The organism is Coleofasciculus sp. (assembly GCF_046565525.1).
Lineage (GTDB): Bacteria > Cyanobacteriota > Cyanobacteriia > Cyanobacteriales > Coleofasciculaceae > Coleofasciculus.
On the sequence record NZ_JBKHUP010000169.1, the window covers coordinates 1 to 11,441 of the forward strand.

An 11,441-nucleotide genomic window follows, 5' to 3' on the forward strand; every position below is an offset into this window, starting at 1 on the left:
GTTGCTTGGCTAAACGCCTCGCTCGGTTTCATCCCTCGGATAAATCACGAGGGCTTTCACCATCGCTTACCTTGTAAAGAAAGCTAAGACTTGATCCAGATGATCAGTGGCTATTTGGCACTATGGAATTAAATTATCTCAACCTGATGTAATGACACAACCAACACTAAACCAACCTCAGATACCCCAACGTAGTCACACTGACCCACCGGCGCTATGGAGAACAGTTATTATAAGTTCTGTGGCGATTCATCTGCTTGGCGTGGGGTTGCTGCGTCTGGCGCTGTTGGGACGCTTTCAGGACTGGCGGTTGAGTCAACAACTGATTCCCATTGAGGTGATTGCCCTCGCCTCAAATGCTACCATGCCAACTCCAGCGACTCAATCTCCCCCTTCTCCGGTTACTCAAAAAACACCAGGAAAGAGTCGTAAAATTCAAGCCGAGTCAGAACAACCGACAAATCGTCCGAATCAGGCGATCGCAAACACCACTCAGCAAACCCCTAACCCTTCACCCACAAAGGTTTTCTCGCCCAACTCACCGAACCAAACCCCGATCCCATCGCCAACGTCCACCCCATCTGAAGGGACAGGAAAAACCCAGTCTCCTGAGCCATCAGAGGAACTCCTAAACCCGACTACGCCTAGTCCTTCTTCTCCCCCATCGCCAGAGGAACCAACAAAACCCACGTCACCCGGAAATCAGTCCGGCGGGGGTTTCATTGTCTCTATTAATGGACTCATACCCGTGCGTCAGGGTGGTGGTTCTAATATCGATCCGCAACGCAATCCGGGCGACCAATTTGCCAAAATCCTGAAAATGAGCCAACCCCTCTCGGTGGATGAACTCACATCCTTAGGCATTACTCTGGAGCAACCTGTGGTTATCGAGGTTCTCGTTTTGATCACGGATATAGGCAAAGCAGAAGTTCTACCTGATCAGACCCTAGTGCCACAAGGAACCCTCAGTCAAGAGCAAGCCACGAAACTCGCCCAGGAGATTATTGCCGATTGGAGGTTTTCACCAACGTACATGGCGGATAGCCCTGTGTACGGGTCGTACTCTCTGACCCTGGAAATTAATCTCTCGGGGAATTGAGCCGATAATTTTGGCAAGTTTTTACCAAAATTGTGCTATCGTGGTTTATACTAGAAAAGTTATGAGCGTCTGCGGGCATAGTTTAGTGGTAAAACCTCAGCCTTCCAAGCTGATGATGCGAGTTCGATTCTCGCTGCCCGCTTCTTAACTTATCCGGCGAGAAGTCCTACGCTGTACCTGTAGGGTCAGCGCTCTTGATGAATCGCCCCTAAAAGTGCGGGGAGTGTCAATACTCAAGCCGCAGATACCTGAAATTTATGCTGCCAACTCTGCAAATCAGCTAAAGCGCGATCGCGATACGCCCCATACCGCTCTTTTTTCCCTTTAATCCGTACTTCTAGGGTTGGTAAAATGCCAAAATTAGGTGGCATGGGTTGAAAGTGTTTCGGTGATGCTGAACTAATAAACTCAAATAACGCCCCCATCATCGTCGTTGGTGGTAGCGTAATCTGTTCTAACCCTAACACCAACCGCGCTGCATTTGTCCCAGCTAACCAACCTCCAGCCGATGCGGCTGTATACCCTTCCGTTCCCACCAACTGACCCGCCGCTAACCTTGTCGGACAGCTTTTAAACTGTAGCGTTGGATACAGCAATTCTGGCGAATTAATAAACGTATTGCGGTGCATCACTCCCATCCGCACAAACTCGGCATTTTCCAACCCTGGAATTAACCGAAAGACTCGCTTCTGTTCGCCCCAACGTAGATTCGTCTGAAACCCAACCATGTTCCACAACTGACCCGCCTTATCTTCTTGGCGCAACTGTACTACCGCATAAGGACGCTTATGCTGATTTTCTGTGGCGCGAAAGTCTCCCTGACGGCTATCAAACAATCCCACAGGCTTTAGGGGACCATAGCGCATCGTATCTTCTCCCCGCCGCGCCATTTCTTCAATCGGCAGACAGCCTTCAAAAAACTTTGCCGTTTCTTCCTCAAAATCCTTCAATTCCGCTTTTTCAGCCTGACACAATTCTTGCCAAAACCTTAAATATTGCTCCCGATTCATGGGACAATTCAGATAGGCTGCCTCTCCCTTGTCATATCGGGACGCCATAAAGGCAATGTCTTGGTTAATCGACTCCCCGACGATAATTGGCGATGCCGCATCAAAGAAACTGAAATAATCCATCCCCGTGAAACGCTGCAAGTCTGCCGCTAAGGCTGGACTTGTCAATGGACCCGTTGTCAGCACCACAACACCTTCTGGAGGAATTTGCGGCACTTCCCCCCGCCTTAACTCAATCAGAGGATGACTAGCAAGGGTTTCGGTCAAATCGTGGCTAAATACCGCCCTATCCACCGCCAACGCCCCCCCAGCCGATACCGCATGGTTATCCGCTTTACCGATAACAATAGAACCCAGACGGCGTAACTCTTCATGCAACAACCCCGCCGCGCGATCGCTCGATAGCGCCCCAAAGGAATTACTACATACCAATTCCGCTAATTCTCCGGTATGATGGGCAGGACTCATCCGCACCGGACGCATTTCATGGAGTACCACGGGCACTCCCGCTTTGGCAATCTGCCACGCGGCTTCCGTACCCGCTAATCCACCACCAATTACCTGAATTGTCTGTTGTTCCATGTCTTACTTCTGATCACAAGTATTCCTTAGCCACCAATAATCAATGACCAATGACGACCAACCTATAACCCCATGTAAACTTTGTAAGATTTTAGTCGTCTAACATGCTGGGGTCAATTAGAGTAATATCAAACGGGTCGAGGGGACCACTTTTTTGGTCTTCGGGCTTAAGTCGGTAGTATTTCCCACTCACGCCTGCGCCAAACACGACTTGATCGCCATCTTTAAGTTCATAAGTACTAATTTTGCGACCATTAATCAGGATTTTATTGGTGCTAGGTTGACCTTGAAGGTTCCCATCGGCAATTTGGTAACGGTATGAACCATTATCGAGTGCCATCCGTCGTAACGTTGCATGTTGGCGAGAGACAAACATGGAGAACAGGCGGATATCGCAGCTAGGATCTCGACCAATTGAATAGACTTGTGCTTCTAGATTAAAGACTCGGCGTCCTTTATCATCTTCCACCAGCAATAGATGCCTTTCTTGAGCATCTGTTGCCTGTGAAGACTGTTCTACGTCAGTGGGTGTGCTGTTGGTTTGAGGTTGATGGAATTGAGAAGTTTCAGTTTGAGACATTTTTTTAATCCTTGGGTTTACCGAAGGCGGTAAAAACGACAAGCGAATAACCCACACGGGTTTAATCTAGTTTAACCATTAGGCGATCGCACTCTTCGGCACAAAGCAGACAAAGCAGACAAGAGATATTTTAGCGGGTTAGCATGAGAAACAACCCTGTACTAGGCTTTTCCGGAGAAAGCTCTAGAAGACAGAACCAATAAGACTGTGTTTTTCTCATGCTATATCGGGAGTTAGAGGAGTGGCGACGCTTAAAAATTTAACCATTGAGAAAGGGTTCCAGGAACCGGTAAGAGAATACTCACCAGGATAGTCAGTGCTAGCAATCCGGCAAAATCTCGCCAGTTATCCAATTCTGAAACATCGTTCAAGGCGGGTTCATCGACAACGGGCAGCAAGATTAATATAATCGCCCACAGGAGCAAATCGGGTTGCAAAAATGCCAGAACCAAAACTAATAATCGGCTCAGTTGACCAATGGCTGCACCTGTTCTCTGTCCAAACATAGCGTGGATAATATGACCACCATCCAGTTGACCGACGGGCATTAAATTAAACGCTGTGACGATTAATCCAATATACCCAGCAACGGCGACTGGATGCAGGTTGATCGCTGTGTCTGGCATAAATTGACTCCCTAACGCCAATTTGCTGATGAGTGACAGCAATAAGGAAAAACGCGGATCTAAGGATTGGATATTCACCAATCCCGATTCTTCTGTCAAAGGAACCGGACTAGAATGGGCTAACCCCCAGAATAGAAGAGGAAGGGCAACCAGTAATCCCGCCACCGGACCTGCAATACCGACATCAAATAAGGCTTTGCGATTAGGTACAGGCGATCGCATCTGGATAAACGCGCCAAAAGTGCCTAAGAAAAAGGGTATAGGGATAAAGTAGGGGAGAGTCGTCCGCATTTTGTAATACAGGGCGACGAGGTAATGACCCAGTTCGTGAACCCCTAAAATTGCCATCAGGGCTAAGGCATAGGGCAATCCTGTCAGTAATGCCTCTGGGTTAGATTGTACTTGTTCCGGAGAAAGTCCAGCAATTTGGGTAGCGCCCACCACTGTTGTGGTAAATAAAGTAATGACCACCAGAGCTAACGCTAAACCGGGTCGGGTTAACTCATCATTCAACCGTTTCCCTCTCGACTGGGCGTAGGGGTTGGGAACCAGGGCAAAGAACGGTTTTCCACTGAAGCTTTCCTGAAAAATCACAAAGAAGCGATCGCCAAATTCTGCCTCAACATTATTCCGCACCGTTTTATAGGCAGCATCAGGATTGGTGCGAAGCTTACCCCGACATAAGACGGCTTGGGGACGATACTCCAAATTTTGGAGATAGTAGACGCCCCAAGGAAAGCAATTTCGCAGTTCAGTTTCTTCCTGTTTGGTTATTGGACGCAGCCCTAACTTTTCAGCCGCCTGGGAAACCGTTGATCCAGTCGCTGAGTTTTCAGGGGGTGTCGGCATCCGGTTCATCCTGGTAACCGAGTACCTGCCAATAAAGTAGGCAATGAAAACAAGTAAAATTAGGAGTAACCAGAGTTCCATGATGTACAGATACCCATTCGTGATAAAAGCAAAATCTTGACCAAGATTAGTCCGAGTGGCTAATGATTACAGACCAACATGCATTGTTCAACCTGATTTGTCTCAAACGGATCATCGTGTTTTTCGTCCCAGCTCGTCGCTAAATCTATAAGCTACTGTGTTCAAATCCCCACGCCCAGTCCTTAATCATATTTTCGCATTTCCACCCAATCGCGACACCTTAGGAGGTACAGCTTATTTCATTGTAGAGAATGGGGCTGGGGTGTTGATTGATTGTCCGGTTTGGAATGATGGGACTCACCAATTTTTGCGGGATCACGGAGGTGTCTCCTGTCTGTTCATTACCCATCGGGGCGGTATTGGCAAAGCCCAAGAGATTCAGGACGCTTTTGGCTGTAACCTGGTGATTCAAGAACAAGAAGCCTACCTACTCCCTAGCGCCCAAGCTACCTCCTTTGAGCAAGAGTTGGCAATTTCTGATCACTGTACGGCTATCTGGACACCAGGTCATTCTCCGGGTTCAGCTTGCCTTTACTACAACCAGGAAGGGGGCGTTTTATTTTCTGGACGCCATTTGCTACCGAACCAAGACGGAGAACCTGTACCGTTGCGAGTGTCAAAAACATTTCACTGGCAACGACAACTTCGCAGCCTCCAGTCTCTTCTGGATTGCTTCACGCCAGACACCTTGAGTTATATTTGTCCTGGGGCAAACACCGGGGCGCTGCGGGGGAAAGGCGCGATTGATCAGGCTTATAAACGGCTGTCTCAAATTGACGGCTCGGATCAGTTCTAATTTAATTTTTGCTTCCCCTGAATCCGAACAATGGCGGGTTTAGTTCAGTTATTGGTTTGTGCCAAAACGTTAGGGGTAAAACCCGCCCCGGAGAGAATCGGCTGTACTCCATCTTCCCCATCTCCCCTGCACCTCCGCTTTTGTCATGCGGCTTTTGCGGCTAAGACAGAATTCCCCGTCAATAACTCCACGGCGGCTTGATATTGTCGATCTGAGGCTGTACCAGCACGAGTTACAGGAATTGAATCGAGAGAAACTTCCCAATCGGGCGTAATCCCTAACTTGTTGATATCTCGATGATTGGGAGTCTCGTATTTGGCAACGGTTACGGCTAAACCTGATCCATCGGATAAGTCAAATAAGGACTGAATTAACCCTTTCCCAAAGGTTTGTTCCCCGACAAGTTTCGCTCTGCCATTATCTTGAAGTGCGCCAGCTAAAATTTCACTGGCGCTGGCACTTCCCTGGTTGACTAATACAACTAAGGGGGCTTCTGTGAGTGCTTGTCCGTAGGCATCAAAATTGCCCATCATGCCATTGCGATTAACGGTATAGACAATAGTGCCTCGATCAATCCAGAGACGAGCAATTTCTAAACCCGCCTGCAGTAAACCTCCTGGATTATTCCGCAGGTCTAGAATGTAAGCATTTGCTCCCTCTTGTTCGAGTTGGTTAATGGCGTTGGCGACTTCCGTGGGCGCATTGGCACTGAATTGGGTTAAGCGAATGTAGCCAATTGGGATATTGGATTCAGAATCGAGTGCGGCATAAACTGGATTGAGGGCAATGCGATCGCGCACGAGTTCAATCACCCTAGGTTGCTCGTCCTTACTTTGAATTGAGAGGGTTACACTTGTGCCAACAGGTCCACGCATCCGGGCGGCGGCTTCGTCAAGGGTTAAGGTGTCTGTGGTTTCGCCATCAATTGCCACGATGCGATCGCGCGGTTGAATTCCGGCTTGATCAGCAGGTGAGCCAGCGATGGGCGCGACGACGGCTAATTGACCGGTTTCATCATCCAGGGCAATTTGTAACCCCACACCCGAAAGTTCACCCGATGTATTCACCTTGAGACTGCGATATTGACTCGGTTTAAGCAGGCGCGTGTAGGGGTCCTCCAGGGTGGCTAACATGCTCTGAATCGCCTTGTAGGTGGCGTCGCGGTTATCTAAACCTTTCTTAAGGGTATTCTGGCGCACTAGCCACCAGTTTTGCTCGTTAAAGGAGTCATCCACATAAGCTTGCGAGACAATCCGCCACGCTTCGGAAAATAGCTGTTGTTCTTGAGTCGATGCTGAGGCTGAGGGAGTCCACCCTACCCATAACAGGACAATTTGGCAAAGGATTATGAGTCCAACCCAGAATGATCGTTTTGGCATAACTCAATAAAAATTAACGGTAGGCTTTGATGCTCTCATTTATCTAGTGTGGCAAAGTCTGGGAAATTGACAACTCCCATCGCGCTCAAGCGAGGGATTCTTCTTTCATCGTTCAACGCCTTGTAAAAGCAGGGTCTTCTGACGGGGTTAAGACAACGACTCTTGTCAAGTTATGTTACATTTCTCATAGAGCAATTTCAAATCCGGTCAGCGTTCCCGATACGTTGATCGAGATACCGCCCCAGCGGTATTAAACACACTAGCCCCAGAGCTATCTCATTTCCTGGTAGATTAAACCCTATCCAGGATTAGCTCACACTCAAACAGCAATATCCTTCTAAAAATTCTGGCTTCATGTTTTCTAAGCAGGTAACTGAATCAAAAGCTTTTAACTGGTTCGAGGAGCGTCTAGAAATTCAGGCATTAGCTGAAGACGTAACATCAAAGTACGTTCCTCCCCACGTTAATATTTTCTACTGTCTCGGTGGAATTACTCTCGTTTGCTTTATTATCCAGTTCGCTACTGGATTCGCCATGACCTTCTACTACAGACCGACTGTCACTGAGGCATTTGCGTCTGTACAGTACATCATGACTGACGTCAACTTCGGTTGGCTGATCCGTTCCGTCCATCGCTGGTCTGCCAGTATGATGGTACTAATGATGATTTTGCACGTTTTCCGGGTTTATCTGACGGGCGGATTCAAAAAGCCACGGGAATTAACCTGGGTAACAGGCGTAATTTTGGCAGTCATTACCGTCTCCTTTGGCGTGACAGGGTACTCCCTACCTTGGGATCAAGTGGGTTACTGGGCGGTCAAGATCGTCTCCGGTGTTCCTGACGCGATTCCTGTAGTTGGTTCCTTAATCGTTGAACTCATTCGTGGCAGTCAAAGTGTTGGTCAAGCTACCTTGACTCGCTTCTACAGCCTGCACACCTTTGTTCTTCCTTGGCTAATTGCCGTCTTCATGCTGCTGCACTTTATCATGATTCGCAAGCAGGGTATCTCCGGTCCCCTCTAAACTGCGATTCCTGGCAAAGACGTGCTACTCTTTGTTGATTAAGGACATTTAAAATCATGTCAATTCTGAAAAAGCCGGATCTCAGCGATCCCAAATTACGCGAAAAACTCGCCCAAGGCATGGGTCACAACTACTACGGTGAACCCGCTTGGCCCAATGACCTGCTCTACACCTTCCCGATAGTGATTATGGGGACAATCGCTCTATGCGTTGCTCTAGCTGTCCTCGATCCAGCTATGGTTGGCGAACCCTCTGATCCGTTTGCTACTCCCCTAGAAATCCTACCGGAATGGTATCTCTATCCCTCATTCCAAATTCTGCGCGTTGTTCCCAATAAACTCTTAGGGATTGCGTTGACGGGAGCCATTCCACTCGGTCTAATCCTGGTTCCCTTTATCGAAAACGTCAACAAATTTCAAAACCCCTTCCGCCGTCCAGTGGCAACCACTGTCTTTATGATTGGTACCCTGGTTACTCTGTGGATGGGTATTGGCGCAACGTTCCCCATTGATAAGTCGTTTACTTTGGGTCTGTTCTAAACGGTTCAAGTTCTTTGAACTCAACACCTGTCGCTGTCTTAGTTTATCTTTCAAGCTAAGGCAATGACAGGTGTTATATTATGTCCAGGGAATAGCGAACAGGCAAATAGAACTTATTCGAGTAGTATTGGGGTTAGGAATAATTTAAACATACGGCGTTAGTAAGTCGGGGGAAAAGAAAAAATTGACGAGTCTAAATAATACCCCAACTCATCATTTATTTGTTTTTCTAGAGATTTTTGCGATTGAAGGCGGTATTCAATCTTACGTCAAAAATATATTACAAGCTTATATATCAATTCAGGCTCACACTGAAACCGAGATAGGCGCTGAGGTATTTTTACTCCGGGATAGCCCAGGATGTGACAACCCTTTTGATGTTCCCTGTCTAAAATTTCATTACCTGAAGACTAAACCGCCGATGTTAGGGCGTCTCAGGTTAGCCGCAGCGCTTTGGCTTTGTTTGTGGCAAAAACGCCCAAAGCATGTCTTCTGCGGTCATATTAACTTAGCCCCTCTGATTCAGTTTCTTTGTCAGCCATTGGGTATTCCTTATACCGTTTTGACTTATGGAAAGGAAGTTTGGCAGCAATTACCCACTTGCCAACGTCAGGCGCTGACTGGTGCGGCTCAAATCTGGACAATTAGTCGCTACAGTCGCGATCGCGCTTGTGCGGCGAATGACTTAGATCCCCATCAGGTAAAGATTTTACCTTGTATGGTGGATGGTGATGTCTTTACCCCTGGTGACAAGTCTCCAGAGTTAATTAAGCGATATGATTTGGCAGGGGCTAAAGTATTAATGACTGTAGCACGTCTATGGTCAGGGGATATTTATAAGGGAGTGGATGTAACGATTCGCGCCCTCCCAAAAATTGCTGCGGTTTTCCCAGAGGTGAAATATTTAGTCATTGGGCGCGGTGATGATCAGCCTAGATTAGCACAATTGACTCACGATCTTGGTGTTCGCGATCGCGTCGTTTTTGCTGGGTTCGTTCCCACCAGTGACTTAGTGGAACATTACCGCGTAGCTGATGCTTATATCATGCCATCTCAAGAAGGCTTTGGTATCGTCTATCTAGAAGCCATGGCATGTGGTAAACCTGTATTAGCTGGGGACGCCGATGGATCGGCTGATCCCTTACAGGATGGACGTTTAGGCTGGCGAGTACCCCACCGTGATCCCGAAGCGGTAGCTACTGCATGTATTGAAATCCTTAAAGGAGATGATCAGCGCTGTGATGCGGAGTGGTTGCGAGAACAATGTCTGGCTCAATTTAGCCGAGATGCTTTTCAGGAACAGTTTAAACAACTCTTATATAATTTACCTAAATAAACCCTAAAAAGGCAGCAGGGAAGCCCGTTTCTTGAATGAAAGACAAACTACCCCGCCGCCGTCTTATATTATGGGTCATGAGAGATACCAAGGTGTCATTCCTGACTGTTTTTATAACTTAACCAAGGTCTCGGAAAAGCTGTACTAAACTCGAACAACCCACTATCTAATTAGGAAAAATTACCTGCCGCATCTACCTGCTTAAAACTGCTCTAATTCTTCTTTAAACAAAACATCAAGGAAAATTGCAGAACCTGTAAGGTAGGCAATCAAAATCAAGAATGTCAGCATAACCATCACCTCCACTATTTCATACGTCCACTTGGCTAGAGGTTATGCGCGTTAGTTGCAATTCTTTACAATCTTGGTCAACGCCTAGTTTAGCGATCGCAAGTCTGTGTGCCAATCGCCACCACCCTTAGCTGAACCTGGGAATGTTTCGCACCTTAACCCGAATACCCCTAGTCGCGGACTACCGCTCTGTTTACATTTTGTCACTTTCGCGATCGCATGGGCAATAGAAATACCCGAAATAAACCCTTTATTTTACCGTAAATCGGCGAAAATAGGAAATGCAAATGAATTATTCATAATTCATAACCATCCCTCATCGCCTTTTGATAGGCTTGAACTTGCCAATCAATTCCCGTAATCGCCGTTCCCACCACCACAGCATCAGCGCCTAACTGGAGGGCTTGTTGTGCCATCTGGGGCGAGGCAATCCCGCCTTCACAGATGGTTGGCACGTCTAACTGTTCGACGATTTGGGACAAAAGTTCAAATCCTGGTGGTTGGAGATGTTGGGTTGAGGCGGTGTAACCATAAAGAGTTGTTCCGACAACATCAGCCCCAGCGTTCACGGCGGCGGTTGCGCTTTCAATCGTATCGATATCCGCCATAACTGGTTTCCCTAGTTCCTCGTGAATTCGGGTAATTAATTCAGAGAGGGTTTCCCCGCCAGGGCGTTGTCGTAACGTAGCATCAATCGCAATAATATCAGCCCCGGCTGACGCGATCGCATGGGCATGATTAAATTGAGGCGTAATGTAAACCTCAGATCCGGGTATCTGCTGTTTCCACAACCCAATAATCGGTGTTGTCGGACATTGCTTCCGCACCGCTTGAATATGGGCAGGGGTATCAATTCGCACACCAACAGCGCCCTGATTCACAGAGGCTTGTGCCATAGCCGCAATTACCAATGGATCATGGAGAGGCGAGTCAACGGGGGCTTGACAAGAGACGATCAAACCGTGACGTAACACTGAAATTAAGTTCTGAGAATTGGCTGTCATCCCGCTTTTGTCTTATAAGATAGCGATGGTGAAAACCCCTGTGTTTTAACCAGGGGATGAAACTTAAGCGTTGCGTTCAGCAGAGCAACTTTAGTTGCGAGTCTAATCTATCCTGACAACACTCAAACAATAGTGTAGTATAATGAGTGTTAGATACATTGCAGGGGTCCTTGCAAATGTTTACTTTAATTTACGAGTTTAAACTAAAACCAACTAGCGCCCAAATAGCCATTTTTAAGGAATGGC

At 47.4% G+C, this 11,441-nt stretch carries 10 protein-coding genes and 1 tRNA gene; 6 read left to right on the forward strand and 5 right to left on the reverse strand.

All coding sequences use genetic code 11. From position 1 onward, the window contains the following. The first annotated feature begins 151 nt into the window (after positions 1 to 151). Both ACLGGO_RS33515 and ACLGGO_RS33520 read left to right on the forward strand, forming a co-directional pair. Positions 152 to 1,099: a hypothetical protein gene (locus tag ACLGGO_RS33515; protein ID WP_446422558.1), complete on the forward strand. Its 948-nt coding sequence runs from the start codon at positions 152 to 154 to the stop codon at positions 1,097 to 1,099. A gap of 71 nt (positions 1,100 to 1,170) precedes the next feature. Continuing rightward, positions 1,171 to 1,241, forward strand: a tRNA-Gly gene (locus tag ACLGGO_RS33520). 91 nt (positions 1,242 to 1,332) lie between these two features. Here ACLGGO_RS33520 and trmFO read toward each other — a convergent pair. From trmFO to ACLGGO_RS33535, 3 genes are all read right to left on the reverse strand, one after another. Next, positions 1,333 to 2,691, reverse strand: a complete 1,359-nt coding sequence (gene trmFO / locus ACLGGO_RS33525; RefSeq protein ID WP_446422559.1) for an FADH(2)-oxidizing methylenetetrahydrofolate--tRNA-(uracil(54)-C(5))-methyltransferase TrmFO — start codon at positions 2,689 to 2,691, stop codon at positions 1,333 to 1,335. A gap of 91 nt (positions 2,692 to 2,782) precedes the next feature. Next, a complete protein-coding gene (locus tag ACLGGO_RS33530) occupies positions 2,783 to 3,271 on the reverse strand; it encodes an FHA domain-containing protein (protein ID WP_446336820.1) in 489 nt (162 codons plus the stop codon). Between the two features lie 251 nt (positions 3,272 to 3,522). Beyond that, on the reverse strand, positions 3,523 to 4,827 hold the full coding sequence (locus ACLGGO_RS33535) for a site-2 protease family protein (RefSeq protein WP_446422560.1): 1,305 nt from the start codon (positions 4,825 to 4,827) through the stop codon (positions 3,523 to 3,525). Positions 4,828 to 4,984: 157 nt separating this feature from the next. Between ACLGGO_RS33535 and ACLGGO_RS33540 the strand changes: the two genes are divergently transcribed. After that, complete coding sequence (locus tag ACLGGO_RS33540) at positions 4,985 to 5,623, forward strand: MBL fold metallo-hydrolase (RefSeq protein WP_446422561.1); 639 nt, start codon at positions 4,985 to 4,987, stop codon at positions 5,621 to 5,623. Between the two features lie 143 nt (positions 5,624 to 5,766). Here the strand turns inward: ACLGGO_RS33540 and ctpA are convergent, their stop codons facing one another. Further along, positions 5,767 to 7,002, reverse strand: coding sequence for a carboxyl-terminal processing protease CtpA (gene ctpA / locus ACLGGO_RS33545; RefSeq protein WP_446422562.1), 1,236 nt, complete (start codon positions 7,000 to 7,002; stop codon positions 5,767 to 5,769). A gap of 354 nt (positions 7,003 to 7,356) precedes the next feature. On the opposite strand from ctpA, the gene petB reads away from it, so the two are divergent. The 3 genes from petB to ACLGGO_RS33560 all read left to right on the forward strand — a co-directional run bounded on the left by petB (position 7,357) and on the right by ACLGGO_RS33560 (position 9,900). Then, complete coding sequence (gene petB / locus ACLGGO_RS33550) at positions 7,357 to 8,025, forward strand: cytochrome b6 (protein WP_446336824.1); 669 nt, start codon at positions 7,357 to 7,359, stop codon at positions 8,023 to 8,025. A 56-nt stretch (positions 8,026 to 8,081) separates the two neighbouring features. Then, positions 8,082 to 8,564, forward strand: a complete 483-nt coding sequence (gene petD / locus ACLGGO_RS33555; protein ID WP_006105395.1) for a cytochrome b6-f complex subunit IV — start codon at positions 8,082 to 8,084, stop codon at positions 8,562 to 8,564. Between the two features lie 184 nt (positions 8,565 to 8,748). After that, a complete protein-coding gene (locus ACLGGO_RS33560) occupies positions 8,749 to 9,900 on the forward strand; it encodes a glycosyltransferase family 4 protein (RefSeq protein ID WP_446422563.1) in 1,152 nt (383 codons plus the stop codon). Positions 9,901 to 10,487: 587 nt separating this feature from the next. Here ACLGGO_RS33560 and ACLGGO_RS33565 read toward each other — a convergent pair. After that, the gene (locus ACLGGO_RS33565) at positions 10,488 to 11,195 is read right to left on the reverse strand and encodes an N-acetylmannosamine-6-phosphate 2-epimerase (RefSeq protein ID WP_446422564.1); all 708 of its coding nucleotides are present in this window, start codon (positions 11,193 to 11,195) and stop codon (positions 10,488 to 10,490) included. Positions 11,196 to 11,441 lie beyond the last annotated feature (246 nt).